The organism is Luteimonas sp. AC640a (assembly GCF_979256585.1).
This window is the reverse complement of the sequence record NZ_CEEDOV010000003.1, coordinates 93782-114452: the sequence shown is the minus strand read 5'-3', so window position 1 is coordinate 114452 and position 20671 is coordinate 93782. Positions and strand designations below refer to the sequence as shown.

Annotated in this window: 15 protein-coding genes; 10 read left to right on the top strand and 5 right to left on the bottom strand. The window is 68.4% G+C overall.

Features of this window, described 5'->3' with window-relative positions; all coding sequences use genetic code 11:
* Positions 1–2 precede the first annotated feature (2 nt).
* Positions 3–1376 carry a dicarboxylate/amino acid:cation symporter gene (locus ACZ9YD_RS02045; protein WP_465073470.1) on the top strand — a complete coding sequence of 458 codons (1374 nt, stop codon included), beginning with the start codon at positions 3–5 and terminating at the stop codon, positions 1374–1376.
* A gap of 69 nt (positions 1377–1445) precedes the next feature.
* On the opposite strand, the gene ACZ9YD_RS02040 is transcribed toward ACZ9YD_RS02045, so the two are convergent.
* Complete coding sequence (locus ACZ9YD_RS02040; RefSeq protein WP_465073469.1) at positions 1446–2009, bottom strand: Dps family protein; 564 nt, start codon at positions 2007–2009, stop codon at positions 1446–1448.
* Positions 2010–2092: 83 nt separating this feature from the next.
* Here ACZ9YD_RS02040 and hrpA point away from each other — a divergent pair, with 83 nt between their 5' ends.
* Complete coding sequence (hrpA, locus tag ACZ9YD_RS02035; protein WP_465073468.1) at positions 2093–6073, top strand: ATP-dependent RNA helicase HrpA; 3981 nt, start codon at positions 2093–2095, stop codon at positions 6071–6073.
* A 60-nt stretch (positions 6074–6133) separates the two neighbouring features.
* Here hrpA and ACZ9YD_RS02030 read toward each other — a convergent pair whose 3' ends face one another.
* Positions 6134–6652, bottom strand: coding sequence for a hypothetical protein (locus ACZ9YD_RS02030; protein ID WP_465073467.1), 519 nt, complete (start codon positions 6650–6652; stop codon positions 6134–6136).
* A 61-nt stretch (positions 6653–6713) separates the two neighbouring features.
* Between ACZ9YD_RS02030 and ACZ9YD_RS02025 the strand changes: the two genes are divergently transcribed.
* Positions 6714–8876 carry a RelA/SpoT family protein gene (locus tag ACZ9YD_RS02025; RefSeq protein WP_465073466.1) on the top strand — a complete coding sequence of 721 codons (2163 nt, stop codon included), beginning with the start codon at positions 6714–6716 and terminating at the stop codon, positions 8874–8876.
* 135 nt (positions 8877–9011) lie between these two features.
* Positions 9012–10481, top strand: a complete 1470-nt coding sequence (locus tag ACZ9YD_RS02020) for a hypothetical protein (RefSeq protein ID WP_465073465.1) — start codon at positions 9012–9014, stop codon at positions 10479–10481.
* Here the strand turns inward: ACZ9YD_RS02020 and ACZ9YD_RS02015 are convergent.
* The gene (locus tag ACZ9YD_RS02015; protein ID WP_465073464.1) at positions 10468–11793 is read right to left on the bottom strand and encodes a glycosyltransferase family protein; all 1326 of its coding nucleotides are present in this window, start codon (positions 11791–11793) and stop codon (positions 10468–10470) included. The two genes, ACZ9YD_RS02020 and ACZ9YD_RS02015, sit on opposite strands and share 14 nt — an antisense overlap.
* A complete protein-coding gene (locus ACZ9YD_RS02010; RefSeq protein WP_465073463.1) occupies positions 11793–12881 on the bottom strand; it encodes a glycosyltransferase family 4 protein in 1089 nt (362 codons plus the stop codon). Before ACZ9YD_RS02010 ends, ACZ9YD_RS02015 begins: the two co-directional genes overlap by 1 nt.
* A 99-nt stretch (positions 12882–12980) precedes the next feature.
* Here ACZ9YD_RS02010 and ACZ9YD_RS02005 point away from each other — a divergent pair, with 99 nt between their 5' ends.
* From ACZ9YD_RS02005 to lepB, 6 genes are all read left to right on the top strand, one after another.
* Complete coding sequence (locus ACZ9YD_RS02005) at positions 12981–13112, top strand: hypothetical protein (protein WP_465073462.1); 132 nt, start codon at positions 12981–12983, stop codon at positions 13110–13112.
* Positions 13113–13213: 101 nt separating this feature from the next.
* Positions 13214–15694 carry a penicillin-binding protein 1B gene (mrcB, locus tag ACZ9YD_RS02000; RefSeq protein ID WP_465073461.1) on the top strand — a complete coding sequence of 827 codons (2481 nt, stop codon included), beginning with the start codon at positions 13214–13216 and terminating at the stop codon, positions 15692–15694.
* Positions 15694–16227, top strand: a complete 534-nt coding sequence (locus ACZ9YD_RS01995) for a tetratricopeptide repeat protein (protein ID WP_465073460.1) — start codon at positions 15694–15696, stop codon at positions 16225–16227. Before mrcB ends, ACZ9YD_RS01995 begins: the two co-directional genes overlap by 1 nt.
* 20 nt (positions 16228–16247) lie before the next feature.
* Positions 16248–18329, top strand: coding sequence for an ATP-dependent DNA helicase (locus tag ACZ9YD_RS01990; protein ID WP_465073459.1), 2082 nt, complete (start codon positions 16248–16250; stop codon positions 18327–18329).
* On the top strand, positions 18329–19066 hold the full coding sequence (gene tsaB, locus ACZ9YD_RS01985) for a tRNA (adenosine(37)-N6)-threonylcarbamoyltransferase complex dimerization subunit type 1 TsaB (RefSeq protein WP_465073458.1): 738 nt from the start codon (positions 18329–18331) through the stop codon (positions 19064–19066). The genes ACZ9YD_RS01990 and tsaB overlap by 1 nt, the downstream gene beginning before the upstream one ends.
* Before the next feature lie 24 nt (positions 19067–19090).
* Positions 19091–19735 carry a signal peptidase I gene (gene lepB / locus ACZ9YD_RS01980; protein WP_465073457.1) on the top strand — a complete coding sequence of 215 codons (645 nt, stop codon included), beginning with the start codon at positions 19091–19093 and terminating at the stop codon, positions 19733–19735.
* A gap of 54 nt (positions 19736–19789) precedes the next feature.
* Here the strand turns inward: lepB and ACZ9YD_RS01975 are convergent, their stop codons facing one another.
* A complete protein-coding gene (locus ACZ9YD_RS01975; RefSeq protein WP_465073456.1) occupies positions 19790–20665 on the bottom strand; it encodes an energy transducer TonB in 876 nt (291 codons plus the stop codon).
* Positions 20666–20671 lie beyond the last annotated feature (6 nt).

Genomic DNA, 20671 nt, shown 5'->3' with positions numbered 1-20671 from the left:
CCATGGCCGATTCCAACGCTCCCGCACGTTCCCGCCTGCCGCTCCACTGGAAGATCGCGATCGGTTTCGCGGCCGGTCTGGTCTTCGGCCTCATCGCGCACTACACCGGCCTGACCGCGTGGACGCTGGCCGATCCCGCATCGGCCGCCTGCACCGGCGCCGAGCCGTCCTGGCAGTGCCGGCCGCTGATCGAGAGCTTCGTCGGCTGGGTCACCGAGCCGCTCGGTACGCTGTTCCTCAGCCTGATCTTCATGCTGATCGTGCCGCTGCTGTTCTCGGCGCTGGTGATCGGTGTGTCGGAAATGGGCGATGTCGCGGCGCTGGGCCGGATCGGCTGGCGCACGCTCGCGTGGACGGTCGTCCTGTCGGGCATCGCGGTGGTCGTGGGACTGGTGATGGTGAACGTGTTCCGGCCCGGCGACGGCGTGGATCCCGCGCTCGCGCAGCAGTTGCTGGCCGAAGGTGCGCAGCGCACCGCGGCGATCGTGCGCGACAGCAAGGAAGGCGCGACCGGCATGGACATGCTGATGTCGATCGTGCCGCAGAACGTGGTGGGCGCCGCCTCGGACAACGCCAACATCCTGTCGCTGATGTTCTTCGCGCTGATGTTCGGCATCGGCCTGGTGCTGACCAAGTCCGAAGCCACCGCGACGCTGAAGCGCGGTATCGAAGGCCTGTTCGAAGTGTCCATGACGCTGATCGGCCTGGTGATCCGCCTCGCGCCGATCGCGGTGTTCTGCTTCATGTTCAATCTGGCTGTGCTGTTCGGCTGGGATCTGCTCCTGCGCCTGGGCGCCTACGTGCTGGTGGTGGTCGGCGCGCTGGCGCTGCACATGCTGGTGACGTATTCGCTGGCGCTGAAGTTCGTCGGCGGCTGGTCGCCGCTGGCGTTCTTCCGAGGTGTGCAGGAAGCGATGCTGATGGCGTTTTCGACGGCCTCGAGCAACGCCACGCTGCCGACCGCGCTGCGCATCGCCGACGAAAACCTCAAGCTGCCGCGCAAGGTGTCGCGCTTCGTACTGACCGTCGGCGCGACCGCCAACCAGAACGGCACCGCGCTGTTCGAAGGCGTCACCGTGATCTTCCTGGCGCAGTTCTTCGGCGTGGACCTGTCGATCTGGCAGCAGGTGCTGGTGATGCTGGTCTGCATTCTCGGCGGCATCGGCACCGCTGGCGTGCCGTCCGGCTCGCTGCCGGTGGTTGCGCTGATCTGCACGATGGTCGGTGTGCCGGCCGAAGGCATCGGCCTGGTGCTGGGCGTGAACCACTTCCTCGACATGTGCCGGACCACGGTCAATGTGACGGGCGATCTCGGCATTGCCGCGCTGGTGTCGCGTGGTGAGGACGACGCGCCCGAGCCGTTGAAGGCGGTCTGACCCCCCGCCGCACGCGCACATAAAAACGCCCGGCACTGCCGGGCGTTTTTATGACGCGGATCGTGATGCTTACTGCAGCAGCGAGCGCAGCATCCAGGCATTCTTTTCGTGGGTCTGCAGACGCTGGATCAGCAGATCCTCGGTCGGATCGTCGTCGGCATCGTCGGCCACATCCAGCGCCTTGCGCGCACTGCGGCACACGGCCTCGTTGCCTACAACCAGCTGACGCACCATCTCGCGCCAGTCCGGCGCCTTCTCCAGGCCCGGCTCTTCCTTGATCGAGGACAGCTGGATGAACTCACCGTACGAACCCGGCGCGTTGTAGCCCAGCGCGCGGATGCGCTCGGCGATCTCGTCCAGCGCGTTCCACTGCTCGGTGTACTGGCCTTCGAACATCACGTGCAGGGCGTTGAACATCGGCCCGGTGACGTTCCAGTGGAAGTTGTGGGTCTTCAGATACAGCGTGTAGGCGTCGGCGAGGAACACCGACAGATGCTGGGCGACCGCCTTGCGATCGGCATCGCTGATCCCGATATCGATGGCCGGCGCCTTCGACTGGGCATCCGGCGACGCGACGGCCGGGGCGACCGGTGTCTTGGAGGATTTGGACTTGTTCGGCTTGGTCTTGGCCATGACAGGACTCCGGTGATGAGGGGATTGCGCACACAATAGGCGCGCATCCGTTGTGGATATGTGACTTGAGGGCAGCTTCGGGCGTGACGCAGCATTCCAGCGACCAGGCGGTGAACGGCGCGTTGAAACACGCGCAGACCGCGATCGAATCCGCTTCGACGCGCGACCGCGGCCGCCTGCTCGGTCTGCTCGGCCGCTGGCGTCGCGCACCCGGTGATGTCGCGGCGCGCGAAGCGTTCGAGACCCGCCTGCAGGCCTCCGTCCGGCAGCGCGAGACGCGCGCCGCGCAGTTGCCGCGCGCCGAGGTCGATCCGGTGCTGCCGATCGCCGGCAAGGCGGAGGAGATCGTCGCGCTGATCCGCGCGCACCAGGTCGTCGTCGTCGCCGGCGAGACCGGTTCGGGCAAGACCACGCAGTTGCCCAAGCTGTGCCTGGCCGCCGGCCGCGGCGCCGCCGGCCTGATCGGCTGCACCCAGCCGCGCCGCATCGCCGCGCGCACGGTGGCGAAGCGCGTGGCGGAAGAACTGCAGGTGCCGAGCGGTGGTCTGGTCGGCTACCAGGTCCGCTTCAACGACAACGTCAGCGATGCGACCGCGATCAAGTTCATGACCGACGGCATCCTGTTGGCAGAGATCGGCTCCGATCGATGGCTGTCCGCCTACGACACGATCATCATCGACGAGGCGCACGAGCGCAGCCTCAACATCGATTTCCTGCTGGGGTATCTGAAACAACTGCTGGGGCGCCGTCCGGATCTGAAGCTGATCGTGACCTCGGCGACGATCGACACCGCGCGCTTCGCCGAACATTTCGACGGCGCACCGGTGGTCGATGTCGAAGGTCGCGGCTTTCCGGTCGACGTGCGCTATCGGCCGCTGGAAGGCGAAGGCGAGGATGCGGGCGAGCGCAGCGTGCTCGACGGTATCGTGTCGGTCTGCGACGAGATCATGCAGATCCGCGGCACCGGCGACACGTTGATCTTCCTGCCCGGCGAGCGTGAGATCCGCGACGCGCACCAGGCGCTGGAACGTCGCAAGTACCGCCACACCGAAGTGCTGCCGCTGTATGCGCGGCTGTCGGCCAAGGACCAGGACCGCGTGTTCAATCCCGGTCCGCAACGGCGCATCGTGCTGGCGACGAACGTGGCCGAGACCTCGCTGACGGTGCCGCGCATCCACTACGTGGTCGATCCGGGTCTCGCACGCGTCAAGCGCTACAGCCCGCGGCAGAAGCTCGATCGTCTGCACATCGAGCCGGTTAGCCAGGCCAGCGCCGACCAGCGCAAGGGGCGTTGCGGCCGTATCGCGCCGGGCACGTGCTTCCGGGTGTTCTCCGAGGCGGATTTCGAGTCCCGCCCGGCCTACACCGATCCCGAAATCCGGCGCGCGTCGCTGTCGGGGGTGATCCTGCGGATGCTGTCGCTGGGCCTGGGCGATATCGAATCCTTCCCCTTCGTCGAACCGCCGGATCCGCGCGCGGTCGCCGACGGCTGGCAGCAGCTCGCCGAACTCGGTGCGATCGATGGCGCGCGCACGCTCACCGCGACCGGTCGCACGATGGCCAGGCTGCCGGTCGATGCCAAGCTCGCGCGCATGCTCGTCGCCGCCCGCGCGCACGGCTGCCTCGACGAGATGCTCGCGATCACCTCGTTCCTCGGCATCCAGGATCCGCGCGAGCGGCCGTCCGACCAGCGCGGCGCAGCCGATGCGGCGCACGCGCAGTTCGCCGATCCGAAGTCCGAGTTCGTCGGCATCGTGAAGCTGTGGGACGGCTATCGGCAGGCGCATGCCGATCTCACACAGTCGCAGCTGCGCAAATGGTGCGACCGCAACTTCCTCGGGTTCCTGCGGATGCGCGAGTGGCGCGAACTGCATCGCCAGCTGCGCCTGCAGTGCGAGGAACTCGGATGGTCGATCGATGCGCGTGCCGGCGCAGTCGTGGACGCGGATCCGCGCATGGCCGCAAAGGCGGAAGCGGCGGCGTACATCGCGCTGCATCGCGCACTGATCGCCGGCCTGCCGACCCAGGTCGGCCATCGCGCCGATCCCGGTGGCGGCGGCCGCGTGTCGGGACAGTACGAAGGTCCGCGCGGCCGGCGTTTCCAGCTGTTTCCCGGCTCGCCGCTGTCGAAGAAGCCGCCGCCGTGGGTGCTGTCGGCGACGCTGCTGGATACCGAGAAGGTCTGGTCGCTGACCAACGCGGCCATCGAGCCGGACTGGGTCATCAGTGAACTCGATCATCTGCTGGCGCGGCGCCACCACGACCCGCGCTGGTCGCGTTCGCAGGGGCGCGTGGTCGGCAGCGAACAGATCAGCCTGTTCGGTCTGGTGCTGGCGCCGAAGAAGCCGGTCGACTATGGGCGGCTGTATCCGGACGAGTCGCGCGCGCTGTTCCTGCGCGACGGACTGGTCACCGGCGAGATCAACACGCGCGCCAACGTCATCGAACGCAACCTGCGCACCCTCGAACGCGCACGCGAGGAAGAAGCCAAACAGCGCCGGTCGGGGCTGGTCGTCGACGAAGACTGGATGGCGCAGTGGTACGCGCAGCGATTGCCTGCCGATGTGCTGTCGGCGCAGGCGCTGGATGCGTGGTGGCGCAAGGCGCCCGAGGCCGCGAAGCAGGCGTTGACCTGGAGTCGCGACGATCTGCTGGTCGCCGACGAGGTTGATGCCGATCTGTTCCCGGCCTTCATCGCGCTTGGTGAGGCGCGGCTCGCCGTGTCGTACCGGTTCGAGCCCGGCGCCGTCGATGACGGCATGACCGTCTCGGTACCGCTGCATCTGCTCAACGCGATCGATCCGGTGCGGCTGTCGTGGCTGGCGCCCGGATTCGTCGAGGACAAGGCCGCGGCTTTGATCCGCAGTCTGCCGAAGGCGCTGCGCCGCAACTTCGTGCCGGCACCGGATTTCGCGCGTGCATTCGCGCAGGCCTGGCGCGATGGCGATGCCAATGCGTTCACCGGCACCCTGGCGCGGTTCCTCAAGAAGCTCGCCGGTGTGGACATTGCCGCGTCGGATTTCGACGAGGTGGCGTTGGAGCCACACCTGCGCGCGAACCTGCGTCTGGTCGACACGGGGCGCGACCGCAAGGGCACCACGGTGCTGGCCGAATCGCGCGATCTCGACGACCTGCGGCACCGGTTCGGCGAGCGCGCTGCACGCGCCTTCGCCGCGCATGCCGCCGATGGTCTGCAGCAGGGCGGGCTGACCGCATTTCCGGAGACACCGGTCCCGGTGTCGATTCCCGGCGCCGGCGGCCTGCCGGCGTATCCCGCATTGCAGGACGACGGCGACAGCGCGTCACTCGCGGTCCACGCCGACCCGACGCATGCGCGGCGCCTGCATCCGCAAGGCGTGCGGCGCCTGCTGACGATCGCGCTGGCGGATCGCGTGCGTCACGCGCGCAAGCAGTTGCCGGTCGCGCCGAAGACAGCCTTGCTCTATGCCGCGATCGAATCTGCCGCGCCGCGCGACGGCAAGCCAGGCGATCGGCTGCGCGAGGATCTCGTCGACGGCGCGCTTGCCGCGCTGCTCGCCGATGGATTGGAGACGATCCGCGATGCCGACGCCTTCGCCGCCCATCGCGATGTTGTCGGCAGGGCGCTGTTCGGTGAAGCGATGGCGCGCCTGCAACAGGCCGAGGCCATTCTCGATCGCGTCGCCGACGTACGCGCCAAGCTTGAGTCGAAACTGATGGGCTGGGCGCGCGCGAATCTCGACGACATGCAGTCCCAGTTGCACGCGCTGGTACCGCCCGGCTTCCTGCGCAACGTGCCGGCGCCGGCGCTGTCGGAATACGCGAGATGGCTGCATGCGCTGTCCCTGCGCGCCGAACGCGCCCAGCGCGATCCGCAACGCGACCAGCAGCGCATGCTCGACGTCAAACCCTTCGTCGACGCGCTCGCCGACGCCGCCGCGCGAGGACGCGGCGACGCGCCCGACTGGCAGGCGCTGCGCTGGGATATCGAGGAGTTGCGGGTGTCACTGTTCGCCCAGGAACTCGGCGCGAAAGGCGGCGTGTCGCCGAAGAAGCTGGCGACGCGGGTGGCGGCGCTTACTTGATACTGGGTGAATCGGATGCTCTGGATGGCGACAGCGTTTTAAGAGCAGACCCCCAAGGATTCAGCGGACGCGTTCGACCTTTGCACGGGTGTTGTAGCCATCAACCTGCAGCGCCCACGCACTCAGCAGTCCGGGGCGCACCCGTACGCCCACGTCCTGGCCACGCGCGCCAGCAATCGACGCGTTGTCGGTCTGCCGCCAGACCTGGCCGTTCGCCAGCGTGTACTCGCGACCACGGGCGAAACCTGAAAACGCGCCCGGAATGGTGCTTTCGATCGGCTCACGTGATTCGGTCGGACGCACGCCCCGGTCCGCCGCAACCGCCGCTTCCCGGCGACCTTCCTCGCGGGCTTGCGCGATACGCGCCTCTACGTCAGGCGCAGGAGCGGCAGCAGCCGGTGATACGCCAGGCGCCAGCAGTTCATTGAGGCGTGCCAGCTCGGCCTCGCTCAGTTTTCCCAGACCCGCCGCTCGGAACTCGGCATCCGTCAGGCGATCCTCGATCCGCGCCTGCTGCGCGAATGCGGGAACGGCTGCGGCGAGCGCCGCCGCGATCAAGACACTGTGGACTGCACGCATGCTCTGTTCCTCTGGTCGGGGCGCCGCTAGTGTAGACCGTCCTGCCCGCATCGAGCGGCCGATGCCCGAGGTTCCGGACAACCTGCGCGACCACCTGCTGGCGCTGCCAACCATGGCCGCGTCCGGCCCGTTGTTGCGCGCGTTGCTGACAGCGTTGCCTGACGATGTGCAGATCTCGGTGGGTGATGCCGCAGTGCTGCTGGACACCGTCGGTTCGCTGGGTCTGCTTGGAGCCGATACCGAAGTCGTCGCGACCGCGATCGCCGATGCAGTGCCGGAATGGCGCGCCACGCTGACCGCGCAACTTCCTGCGATTGTGCCCCTGCTCGAAGGCCTGGGGGCGTCGCACCAGGTGTGGTCGCTGCATGCCGAGCACGCGAGCGAGGGCAATCCCGAGGGTCTGCGCCGCCTGCTGCTCGCGTTGATCCGCGATCTGCGCTTGGTGCTGGTGCTGCTCGCGCGGCAGTTGGCCCTGATGCGTGCGGCCACGCGCAGCGAGGACGATGACGCGCGCCGTGCACTGGCATCGCTGACCCGCGACATCCACGCGCCGTTGGCGAACCGCTTGGGTATCTGGCAATTGAAGTGGGAACTCGAAGACCTCGCGTTCCGTTACCTGGAGACGGACACCTACCGCCGCATTGCCGGTCTGCTCGACGACAAGCGTGCCGGTCGCGAGCGCCATATCGAAGCAGTCCGCGTGCAGCTGGGCGAAGCACTGGCGGCGCAGGGCGTGCGTGGCGAGGTCGCGGGCCGCCCCAAGCACATCTACAGCATCTGGAAGAAGATGCAGCGCAAGCAGGTGCCGATCGGCGAGCTCTACGATCTGCGTGCGGTGCGCGTGCTGGTCGACGACATTCCCGCCTGCTACGCCGCGCTCGGTGTGGTGCATGCGCTGTGGACGCCGATTCCCAGCGAGTTCGACGATTACATCGCCCGGCCCAAGCACAACGATTACCGCTCGCTGCACACCGCCGTGGTCGGACCGGACGGCAAGACGCTGGAAGTGCAGATCCGCACCCGCGAGATGCACGAAGCGTCCGAACTCGGCGTGGCCGCGCACTGGCGCTACAAGGAAAGCGGCGGTTCGCAGCGCTCGTCGTCGGCCGGTGAGGCCGCGCTTGAGCGGCGCATTGAATGGATGCGGCGCCTGCTCGACGCGCACACCGAACCGGCCGGCGAGAGAAGCGCGTCTCTGGCCGGCGCGCTCGGGACCGAGCTGGTCGAAGACCGCGTCTTCGTGCTGACGCCCAAAGGCGAGATTGTCGATCTGCCGCAGGGCGCGACGCCGCTGGATTTCGCCTACCACGTGCACACGATGGTCGGGCACCGTTGCCGCGGCGCGAAGGTCGATGGCCGCATCGTGCCGCTCGATTACGTGCTGCACAGCGGGGAGCGCGTGGAGATCCTGACCGCGAAGACGCCCTCTCCGCGGCGCGACTGGCTGGTGGTCTCCAACGGCTTTCTGGTCAGTGCGCGTTCGCGCGAGAAGGTGCGCAACTGGTTCCACAAGCTCGACCGCGCACGCAACCTGCAGGCCGGTCGCGAGCTGCTGGACAAGGACCTGCGGCGGCTCGGGCTGCTGTACGCGGATCTCGTGCCGGTGCTGTCGCGTTTCAATGTCGCCACCGTCGACGAGCTGCATGTGCTGGTCGCGCTCGGTGACGTCGGTCCGAACCAGATCGGACGTGCCCTGCTGGAACTGGAACGCGAACGCGAGGCCCCGACCGAGGCCGCCGCGCCTACGCTGCCGCTGCGACAGCCGCGACGTCTGCCCAAGACTGCGGATTCCGAATTTCACGTGGTCGGCGTCGACAACCTGCTGGTACAGGTCGCGCGCTGCTGTCGTCCGGTGCCGGGCGAACCGATTGCCGGCTATCTGACCCGCGCACGCGGCGTGACCGTGCACCGCCGCGATTGCCCGTCGTTTCTGCGGCTGTCGGCCAACGAGCCGCAGCGCGTGTTGCCGGTCGAGTGGGGGCGGGCGAGCGGTGGGCATGCGTCCGACATCGTGGTGGAGGCTGTCGACCGCCGGCATCTGCTCAAGGACCTCAGCAACGCGATTGCGCAGGAAGATGTACACGTGCTGTCGATCCAGAGTGAGTCCCTGGGTCTGTCGCGCGTGCGTCTGCAGCTTCGGGTCCGGGTCGCGGATTACGGCCAGCTCGCGCGTCTGCTCGGCAAGCTGGACGGGATGCCTGGCGTGGACGCCGCGCGCCGGTGACGCGGACGTTCATTGGGGGCTCCCATACTGCGCCGCGTGCACCGCGAATCCGACATGCCTGATCCTCTGCCCCCGCCACCGCGTGAGCGGCTGGCGCGCGCATCGACACGTGCGCGATCCACGGCAGCCGATGCGATGCAGCGTCGCCGCGGCTGGTGGGTTGCCGCCGGCGTGCTCGCTGTCGTAGTGGTCCTGGTCGTGGTGGTACGCCTGTTCCTGGTCGACCGGCTCTGGCCCGAAACCCGCGCGCAGGCCTTGCTCGACGAGGCTGCAGTGGCGACCGCCGCGGGACGACTGAGCACGACGGACGGCGATGGCGCACGCCAGCTCTACGAGGCGGCGCTCGCGCTCGATCCCGATGATGTCCGCCCGCGCGCCGGTCTGGCAGAGGTGGCGCGTGTGGCCGTCGTACAGGCGGCGGCGGCGGTCGAGGCCGGTCGTTTTGACGATGCGCATGCGGCGCTACGACTCGCCAGCGAACTCTCTGCGCCACGTGAGCACGTGGACGCGGTGGCGTCCGTGCTACGGCAGCGTGAGGCTGCGGGCGCCGGGCTCGATCGGCTGGTCGCCGCGGCGCAGTCAGCGCAGGCGGTGGGTGATCTGGATGCTGGCGCGCAGAGTGCGCTGCCGCTGTACCGCCGCGTGCTGGCACTGCAGCCGGACAACGCCGATGCATTGCGGGGGCGAGAGGATGCACTGGCATCGTTGCTGGACGACGCGCGTCGGCGTCTGCGCGCGGGCGGTCTGCGTGAAGCGGCCGACCTGATTGCGCGCGTCCGAGAATACGATGCCGGCCACGTCGATCTGCCCGACACGGACGCACGCCTGACCGAGGAACTCGATGCGCTGCGGCGCCGCGCCGCGCGCAGCCTGGAGGCAGGCCAAGTCGAACGTGCGGTCGCGGAGTGGCGCACGCTGCTTGCGTTCGATCCGGCCGATGCGCGCGCGCAGCGTGGCCTGCACGATGCCGGCGCGGCCTATGCGCGACGCGCCGAGCGCTTTGCGCGCGATTTCAATTTTGCCGAAGCCGACGCGCAATTGCGCGAGGCGCGCGCGTTGGCCGCCGATAGCGATGCGGTGCGCGTCGCCGGCGAGCATGTCGAACGCTCGCGATCCCGGCATGCACGCCTCGGTCCGCAGCTTCCGGCCGCCGAGCGACGCCAGCGTGTGCAGACCTTGCTGCAGCAGGCCGCCGCGGCTGAAGCGCGCGGAGACCTGTTGACGCCACCCGGCGACAGCGCCTACGACAAGATCCGCGCCGCGCGTCTGGTCGCGCCTGACGATGCCGCGGTTGCGCGCGCCTCGGCGCACCTGTTGCCGTCCGCCCAGCAATGCTTCGACGCGGCTTTGCGCGCGAACAGCCTTGCGCGGGCACGCGCCTGTCTCGATGCGCGTGAAGTGCTCGGTGACGCAGGCAGCGCGGTGCGTGAGGGACGTCGTCGCCTGGCGCAGCGCTGGCTGGCGATCGGCGACGAGCGTCTGGGCGCAGGCAATCTCGCCGGCGCCGAAGCTGCGCTGGCGTCCGCGCGCGATGTCGACGCCGGCGTGCCGGGTTATCAGGAATTCGCGCGCCGGCTGCGCACGGCCTCGATCAACCGGGATTAAGCGGGCGCGGCGCATTTTTGACTACGGCATCCAGCCCTGTATTCAAACGGGCGGCGATCGCCGTCCAGCTGATGTCCGCGACCGGCGCAGGTGAAAGATCCAGTGTCGCGTCCAACGTTCCCCTCTGCTTCGAGGCAAGCCGCGCCGACAGGCACGTGGCAATCGCATCCGCCTCGTTGGCGCAGTTCCATCCACGTCTCAGACGCGTCACGGCGACCGATGCAGGGTCGTTTCCGGGACCCAGATTCAGAAGCGGGCGGCCGGCTCCGAGGTACTCGTTGACCTTGCCTGGAATCTGGGTCATGTCATCGTTGGCAATGTTCACGAGGAGATCGGCGCTGCGTTGCAGTACGAGAATTGCATCGTGCGGCTGGAATCCAAGCAGACGGATCTGAGATGGTGCGCGGCGAGCCGCTTCGAGCACGGACTCCGGTACTGAAATCGCTGCGATCGTCAGTCTTGCCTCAGGCACCGCAAGCAAGCCTGCGAGCAGCGCATCCGGACGACGGAATCGGTAAAAGCTGCCGGTGTAGAACAATTCAAGACGATCTTCCTGGAACAACGCATTGGCGCATCCATGCGCCTTGCGACGCGCATCATGTCCCTGGGGCAGGACGAGAAACGGCCCCTCGCGCCGGTGGCGCGTCTGCATCAGCGAGACGGTCGCATCCGTGGTAACCGTCATCAGGTCAGCTTCAAGGCACATCGCACGCTCGAGCTTCGCGGAGCGCCGCCGCCATCGGGCCGGCGTATAGGACGCGAGGACCGGATCCCCAAGGTCGGCGACCCAGCGGAATCCGCGGCGCTTGGCCAGGAGTGCCAGTTCGATCGTTGTTGCCGGCTCGTGCGAACTGATCACGAGATCCGGCGTGATCGTCGTCAGCAGCCGGTCGAGTGCGCGCCGCCCCCAAGGACGCCACTCGCCGCGGATATCCGGGAAATGGATGTACTGCGCAATGGTCTGGATACCCTCGGAAACCCGTTGCTTCCAGCTTCTGGGCGGGCGGATGGCGTGCGCCGTCGGATCGCGTTCGTGCGTTTGTTCCACTACTGGGATCAGCCCGGCCTCGATCTTCCTCTGCCGCCGTTTGCGGAGATGCGCCAGCATCCCGCGCACGGGGCCGGGATATGTGCGATGCACATGGATTGTGTCCGGCAATACCGGCAGACCGGGTGTCTCTCCGCCAAGATCGGCAGTCAGCACGTGGACTTCGTGCCCCATCATGTCGAGTTCCCGCGCGAGATATGTCCATCGCAACGATTGCGGGGAGGGACTGGGCGGAAATTCGTAGGCGATCAACAGCAGGCGCATCAGGATGTCGGATCCGTAGGAAAAGGCAGCGAGGCGAGCACTGCTTCACGCGCGGCGTCGGCTGTGAAGTGAGTTTGTATGAGTACGCGACCGGCGTGGGAGATCCGAGTCCAGGCGATGTCGTCCGTACAGAGCATCCTGACCGCTCGGGTAAACGCCTCTGGTGTCTCGGCGATCAACGCATGCTCTCCGTCCACGACGTGCAGCCCCTCGGCGGCGCATCCGGTGACCACCATCGGCAGACCATGTGACATCCCGAGGTTGACCTTGCCTTTGACGCCCGCGCCGAAACGCAGCGGTGCAACGCCCAGTCGGACGCTGCGTATCAGCGGCGCGAGGTCGGGAACGTGGCCGTGAACAATCACGCCGGGGCCGGGAGTGCGCACAAAGTGTTCGAGTCCGTCTCCGACGAGGTGCAGTTTGAGTTCCGGAAGCACCATGCGTGCTGCAGGAAACAGCACCTCGACCAGCCAGGACACCGCATCGAGATTGGGGGGGTGCCCGGCACCACCGACAAACAGCAGGCCCGCGCGTTGCTTGGGTCCTGGTACACCGTCCATCACTTCGTGCAGGTTTGACACCACGCGGACGCATGCCGCCGGGCGCGTTTGCATGATCAGTGTGTGTTCGTGCGGGCTGACCACCCATGTGGTGTCGGCCGAGTCGATCATCGCGAGTTCGCGCCTGCGCGTTTCAGCGGAGAGTCGCAACAGCCGGCGATCGGCATGACGCTCGGCTTCGCGGCGTTCCCGAAGATGGTGCAGGTCCACGGTGTCGAGAATGCGTAGAGTGTCGGGTGCGATCTGGCGCAGCAGCGGGAACAATGGTTCCGCCAGGTGATAGCGACTGACGATGATCGCGGCGTAGCCCGGCGCATGTTCGCGCAGCCAGCGTGCGCGCCGGCCGCCAGCCACATGATGGACGCGGACGCCGTCGGCCCCGAGTTCATCGGTATAGCGACCTGCAGGACGGCCATCATCTGGCAGAAAATCCACCCGGTAGCCAAGCTCGACCATCAGCTTCATCAAACGGCGCGCGCGCATCGAGCCCGAGTCCCTGTCGGGGCGCGGCGTGGTGACGTCGATCATCAGGATGCGGACTGTGGCACCACGGGTATCGCCCAGGAATGGGAGCACCTCTGACGATGCGTCCGCGTCGGATCGTCGATGGTCACCGTGTGGTGAGCGGTGGCCGATTCTCGCAAGGACGCCACGCCATCCGCGCGCGTGCAGCGCAATGCGAAGGCGATGCAGGCGGGCAGAAAGGCGATGAAAGTGGTAGAGCAGAAGAACGGACAAGGCGTTGATCCGGCAGTCTGAATGGATGGCGACCTCGCCCTCGGAGCACGCAGCGCCGCTGCGCTAGACTCGCGCCGCTGCCCATTGTCGCATTCCGCGTCGGGCGACGGCTGACTGGTGCCATGGCCCGGATCGATTACGAAGACGACGACACCGACGATCTGAACGACGACGCGCCGCCCGCCTGGCGCAGGCGCGCGGTGACCGCGGTGCTCGCACTGGTCGGCCTCGGCCTCGGTTTCCTGATTCCCTACACGCTGTACTTGAACCAGCAGGTCAGCGAGAAGTTCGGTGCGCTGACCTGGCAGGTGCCGACGCGCGTCTACGCGCGTCCGCTGCAGATCACGCCCGGCGTGGCGATGAACGCCGCGACGCTCAAGACCGAGCTCGATGCGGCCGGCTATCGCGAGGGCGACGGCGTCAAGCCGGGTACATATGCGAGCGAGGGCGGGCGCTGGACGATTTCCAGCCGTGGCTATCGTGATGTCGATGGCGCAGTGGCGCCCGGCCGCGTGCAGCTCACGCTGTCGGGTGGCCGTGTGTCGCGGCTGCGCGATGGCGACGGCGAGCGCGCGCTCAAGGTCGCGCGCATGGATCCGGCGCGTATCGCCACCCTCTACGGTCAGCGCCAGGAGGAGCGCCGGCTGGTGCGCATCGACGAAGTGCCGCAGTTGCTGACCGACACGCTGCAGGCGGTCGAGGACAAGGACTTCGCGCATCACCACGGCATCGACCTCAGCGGCATGGCCCGCGCGGCGATGATCAATCTGCGCGCCGGCGAGACGCGGCAGGGCGCGAGCACGCTGACCCAGCAGCTCGCGCGCAGTGGCCTGCTCGGCATCGGCCGCGAGCAGACCTATACGCGCAAGTTCAACGAAATCCTGTACGCGATGCTGATCGAGGCGCGTTACGGCAAGGGCCCGATCCTCGAGGCCTATCTCAACCAGGTCTATCTGGGCCAGCGTGGCGCGCAGGCGATCCACGGCGTCGCCGCGGGCGCGGAATTCTGGTTCGGCCGTCGCCTCGACGATCTGGAAACCGAGCAGGTCGCGCTGCTGGTCGGCATCATCCGCGGGCCCTCGCATTACGACCCGCGCCGCAATCCGGAACGCGCATTGGAACGCCGCGATTTCGTGCTCGGCAAGATGCTGGAATCCGGCCTGATCGATCAGGCCGCGCACGACCGCGCTGTCAAGCGCCCGCTCGGCGTCACCGAGACCCCCGGCAGCATCGCCGCGAACCGCTTTCCCGCCTATGTCGATCTCGTGCGTCGCCAGCTGGCACGCGACTATCCGACCGGCGAACTGCAGGGCGCAGGCCTGTCGGTGATGACCGCAATGGCGCCGTCGGCGCAAGCGTATGCGGAAGGCTCGACGGTGCGCACGATCAAGGATCTGAGCACGGGCAAGCGGCCGCCGCTGCAGGCCGGACTCGTCGTGACCGACGTGCATTCGGGCGAAGTGGTGGCTGCGGTCGGCAGTCGCGATCCGGTCGAGCACGGGTTCAATCGCGTGGTCGAAGCGCATCGTCCGGTCGGCTCGCTGCTCAAGCCCTTCGTGTATCTGCTCGCCTTCGGCAATCCCGCGCAGTATTCGCTGGCGAGCTGGGTCGACGATTCGCCGGTGACGATCACGCTGGAGAACGGACAACGTTGGTCGCCAGGCAATTCCGACGGCCGCAGCCACGGCACGGTGCGGATGATCGATGCGCTGGCGCGCTCGTACAATCAGGCGACGGTGCGCATCGGCGAAGCCGTCGGCGCGCGTGCGCTGGCCGATCTGGTGCACGTGCTCGCCGGCGTGCGCGCCACGCCCAATCCGTCGCTGACGCTCGGTTCGATGGACCAGAGCCCGTATGCGATGGCGCAGCTCTACCAGTTCCTCGCCTCCGGTGGCGAGATCCAGCCGTTGCGCGCGGTGCGCGGCGTGATCGACGAGCAGGGACGCGTCGTCAACCGTTACGACAACGCTCCGCGCCCCGCGCAGGAAGGCGACGCGATCGCTGCGCGCCTGGTAACGCTGGGGCTGCAGCACGCGGTGACCTCGGGCACAGGCCGCCAGCTGGTCAGCGACGGCCTCGGCCGGCTCAATGCCGCCGGCAAGACCGGCACCAGCAACGACGGCCGCGACAGCTGGTTCGCCGGCTGGACCGGCGATCACCTGGCCGTGGTGTGGGTCGGCAACGACCAGAACGAGCAGACCGGTCTCTACGGCGCGACCGGCGCGATGCGCGTGTGGTCTGGCATCTTCTCGCGCCTGCCGAGTGCACCGCTCGAAGTCGGCGACGCGGGTCTCGAGTGGCAGTGGGTCGCGCAGTCCAACAGCACCGACGCCGACTGCCCCGACGCGCGCCGCTTCGCGTTCGTCACCGGTTACGCGCCGCCATACCAGCCGTGCCCGACCTACGATCCCAACCAGACCTTCGTCGACGAAAATGGCAATCTCGTCGATGCGACCGGCGCGCCGGTGCAGCAGGAGCGCCGCGGCTGGCGCGAGTTCTTCGGCTTCGGCCGTGATGAGGAGGCCGCGCCGCCGGCCGACACCGCGCCGCCGGCTCCCGCGCCGGCCCCTGCGCCCGCACCGCCTGTCGAGGAGTCACCCTGATGCATCCGTTCCGTCTCGCGTTCCGTCTGTCCGCGCTGTCCGCCGCGCTCGTGCTCGTCGCCTGCGCCAGTCCGTCGCCGACCACCGCCGACGCCGCGCCGGTGTCGACCATTCCGCCGGCGACCATGGTCCAGGCGATCCGTGCATCCGCGGGCGATGGCGACGGCGAACTCGCCGTGCAGCCGCTGCGTGATCCGATGGTCGAAGACCTGCGTGCACGCGCGGTCACGCTGGAAGCGCAGGGCGATCTGGCGGGCGCCGTCGCCGCACTCGACGAAGCGATGACGATCGTCGACAGCGATCCCGCACTGCTGCAGGAGCGCGCGGAACTCGCGATCCTGCAGAACGATCTGCCCAAGGCCACGCAGCTGGCCGAACGCGGCTACGCGCTGGGCGCGCAGGTCGGTCCACTGTGCCGCCGCCACTGGATCACGCTCGAACAGGTGCGCCTGTCGACCGGTGACGCCGAAGGCGCGGTCCAGGCACGCGGCAAGGCCGACGGCTGTCGTGTCGCCGGGCCCAATCGCTACTGATCGCGCCACCGGCCGGGCCCGTGCTCGACGCGCGTGACGCCCGCCTCGCGGACCGCAGCCGCGAGGCGCTCGTCGAAGGCGGCCTGCTGGCGGAACGGATTCCCGCGTTCCGGCCGCGCGTCGCCCAGCAGTCGCTGGCGATGGCAGTCGCCGATGCGATCGACCAGCGGGCCACGCTGCTGGCCGAGGCCGGCACCGGCACCGGCAAGACCTTCGCGTATCTGGTGCCGGCGCTGCTGTCGGGGCTGAAGACGATCGTCTCGACCGGCACACGCGCACTGCAGGACCAGCTGTTCCACCGCGATCTGCCGCGCGTACGCGATGCGCTCGGCAGTGGACTGCGCAGCGCGCTGCTCAAGGGCCGCGCGAATTATCTGTGTCTGTATCGCCTCGAGCAGGCGCGCGGCGAACCGCGGCTGGCTTCGCGCGAACAGATCCACCAGTTCCAGCGTATCGTCGCCTGGGCCGCGCGCACGCGCATGGGCGACATGGCCGAACTCGACGGCCTGCCCGAAGACACGCCGCTGCTGCCGCTGGTCACCTCGACCATCGACAACTGCCTCGGCAACGACTGTCCGTTCTGGAGCGAGTGCTTTCTCGTGCAGGCGCGCCAGCGCGCGCAGGCGGCCGATGTGGTCGTGGTCAACCACCATCTGCTGCTGGCCGATCTGGCACTGAAGCAGGAAGGCTTCGGCGAAATCCTGCCGGGCGCGCAGGTGTTCATCGTCGACGAGGCCCACCAGCTGCCGGAACTCGCCGCGCAGTTTTTCGGCGAGGGCATGAGCGCGCGGCCGCTGGTCGAGCTGGCGCGCGATGCGATCGCCGAATGCAAAGAGGTGCCTGGCGCGTTGCCGGTGCTGCAGTCGCCGGCGCATGCGCTGGAAGAAGCGACGCGCGCACTGCGCACGGCGATGGACGGGCTGCCGCCGCGTGGTACGCGCTATCGCGCGCTGTACGAGCCTGCAGTCGAGGACGCGCTGCATGCGCTCGACGATGCACTGTTGCATCTGCGCGATGCGCTCGGCCCGCTGCGCGAAGCCTCGCCCGGTTTCGACAGTTGCCACGCTCGCGCACAGACGTTCGTCACCAAGCTCCGGCGCTGGAACGACGGCAGCGCGGCGGCGGATTCGATGTTCGACGACGAAACGCCTGTCGAGAACGCCGACGCGCCGCCGCTCGATGAGGGCGTGCTGTGGTACGAGCTCACCCCGCGCGGCTTCCGCCTGCAGCGCACGCCGCTGGATGTCTCGGCGCCATTGCGCACGCATCGCGAAGCGTCGGGCGCGGCGTGGATCTTCACCTCGGCCACGCTGGCAGTCGACGGCCACTTCGATCACATCGCCGAACGCCTGGGCATCGAAGCGCCGCAGACCCTGCTGACGCCGAGCCCGTTCGACTGGCCGCATCAGGCGCTGTGCTATCTGCCGCCGAAACTGCCGCAACCTTCGGCGCAGGACTACACGCGCGCGGTCGTCGATGCGGTGCTGCCGGTACTCGAAGCCTCGGCAGGTCGTGCGTTCCTGCTGTTCGCCTCGCATCGCGCCCTGCGCGAGACCGCGGCGTTGCTGCGCGACGGCAGCCGCGACTGTCCCTGGCCGTTGTTCGTGCAGGGCGAGGCGCCGCGCCATGTGTTGCTGCAGCGCTTCCGCGAGTCGGGGAATGGCGTGCTGCTGGGCGCAGCGAGTTTCCGCGAAGGCGTCGACGTCGCCGGCGATGCGCTGAGCGTCGTCGTCATCGACAAGCTGCCGTTCGCCGCCCCCGACGATCCGGTGTTCGAGGCGCGTCTGGACGCAATCCGCCGCGCGGGCGGCAACCCGTTCCGCGACGAGCAGTTGCCGCAGGCGGTGATCGCACTCAAGCAGGGCGTGGGTCGCCTGATCCGCACCGAATTCGATCGTGGTGTGCTGGTGCTGTGCGATCCACGTCTGCTCGGCCGCAGCTACGGCGGGGTGTTCCTCGATTCGCTGCCGCCGCTGCCGCGCACCCGGGAACTGTCGACCGTCGCCGCGTTCTTCGCGAGCCGCGAAGCGCCGGTGCCTGCGACAATGCCAGTGGACACGCCGTCCGAATCCTCCGTCCCGACTTCCGAAATCCTGTCCTGATGAAACTGCTCGCGTTCGAAACCGCCACCGAAGCCTGCTCCGTCGCCATCTGGGACGACGGCCGTGTGCTCGAGCGTTTCGAGATCGCGCCGCGCCGACACGCCGAACTCGCACTGCCGTGGGCGGAGGCGCTGTTGAAAGAGGCCGGGATCGCGCGCAGCCAGCTCGATGCGGTGGCCGTCGGCCGCGGCCCGGGTGCGTTCACCGGCGTGCGTCTGGCGATCGCACTGGTGCAGGGCATCGCACTGGCGCTCGATCGACCGGTCGTCGCGCGCTCCACGCTGGAAGTGCTGGCGATGCGCGCGCAGGCTGCGCCAGGCACGCAGGTCCTGGCCGCGATCGACGCGCGCATGGGCGAGGTCTACAGCCAGGCGTTCGTCCACGAAGCCGATGGCCTGCGTGCGCTCGGTCCGGCGCGTGTGTCCGCGCCCGATGCAGTCGAACTGCCGGGCAATGCCACCGCGTGGTCGGGCGTCGGCACCGGTTTCTCGGCTGTCGACGGTGCATTGCAGTCGCGTCTGCGCGCGCACTTCGCGCGGATCGACGCGACCGCGCTGCCGCGCGCGGCGGATCTCGCGCACATTGCAGCTGCGGCATTCGCACGTGGCGACGCAATCGCGCCCGAGCGCGTCGAGCCCGTCTACCTGCGCGACAACGTCGCGCTGACCCTCGTCGAACAGATCGCCCTGCGCGCGTCCCGCCGCGCGGCGGAACCCGGCACGCCGGGCGCGGTCTGACACCAAGCCCGCCTGGAAGCGCTTATGACCGCGACGTCCCCGCCTCCCTCACCCTGGCGCGCCAGTCAGCGCGGCGCGCGCTTGCGTGGCTGGTTGCGCCGTGAAGGCCTGCCGCTGGTCTGTCTGCTCGGCCTGCTGCTGGTCGCGCGTTCCTCGCTGGCCAACCACTACTACGTGCCCAGCGGTTCAATGGAGCCCACGCTGTTGCCGGGCGACCGCGTCGTTGTCGACATGCGGTCCTATGGCCTGCGTGTGCCGTTCACGCAATGGGCGGTGTGGGGCGGCGATACCCCGGCGCGCGGTGATGTCGTCGTATTCCGCTCGCCGTCCGATGGCATTCGTCTGATCAAGCGCGTGGTTGCAGTCGGTGGTGACCGCGTCGATCTCGTCGACGGCCGCCTGGCGATCAACGGTACGCCGCTCGCCGGGCAGCCTGATGCGCCGGAAGACTTTGGCGATGTGCAGGTTACGCTGAATCTCGACGCCGGCGGCGGCCCGGACCTCAACGCGCTACGTGTGCCTGACGGGCAGGTGCTGGTGCTGGGCGACCATCGCGGTGCCAGTATCGACGGGCGCTACTTCGGCTTCGTGCCGGCTGCGGCGATCTACGGCCAGGCCCGCGGCGTGTTCTGGCGGACGGGCGATGGCTTCGGTTGGCGGAAGCTCTAGGGTCTTGCAGGACACGCGAACCGTTGGACGCTCCCCGCAGGAATCGACGGCCCCTCAGCGATCGTCGATCAACTCGCCGCCCGGTAAGAAATTCCAGGTCCGGGTGACGTGCAACACATCGATCTCGTCATCCGTCGCTGGCAACGGCGGATAGGGCTCCGCCAGCCGCGCGATACGCAACGCAGCGTCGTCGAGCATCGCTGTGCCGCTGCTGCGGATGATGTCGGCGCGCTCCACCGAACCGTCGCGGCGGATCGCCACGCTGATCACCAGTTCACCGGCGAGCTGCCGGCGCCGCGCTTCGTCGGGATAGTTGAGATTGCCGACGCGCTCGACGCGGTCCACCCATTGCCGCAGGTACGCGGCGTACGCGTATTCCTGCGTGCTCGCCGAGACGAACTTGCGCTTGGGCCGGCGGGCGTAGCGCTCCGAACGCATGTGGATCTCGGCCGCGAGCCGTGCCATTTCCAGATCGCGCTCGATCTTCTCCGGCCCGCGCGGCAGCGTCGAGGGATCGGTCTGCGTGGTCGGATCTTCGACAGGCAACGCCGTCTCGCCGCGCGTGCTCGCGACCACGCGGTCGAGCGGCGGTGGCTGCGCGTCCGGCGACTGCGCGCGCAGTTCCATCGGTGCGACGCCGGTCGTGTCCTGCGGCACCTGGCCGATCTGCGCCTCACGCGGGCGGTTGGTCTGCTCGTGCTCACCGCCGCCCTGGTTGCTGGCCTGGGCGAGGAAGTCGGCCTGGGCCTGGGTCAGCGGGCTGGTGGTCTCGGTCAGGATCACGTCCAGCGTCGGCATCACCGGCGCGGCGTCCTCGGTCGCGAAACCGATGCCGAGCACCAGCAGGCCGTGGACCAGCAGCGACAGCACCAGCGTCGCACCGAGGCGCGCGCCGTCGTCGATCTGCGGAGGCGGCGCGGCGGCCTGCATCGTCGG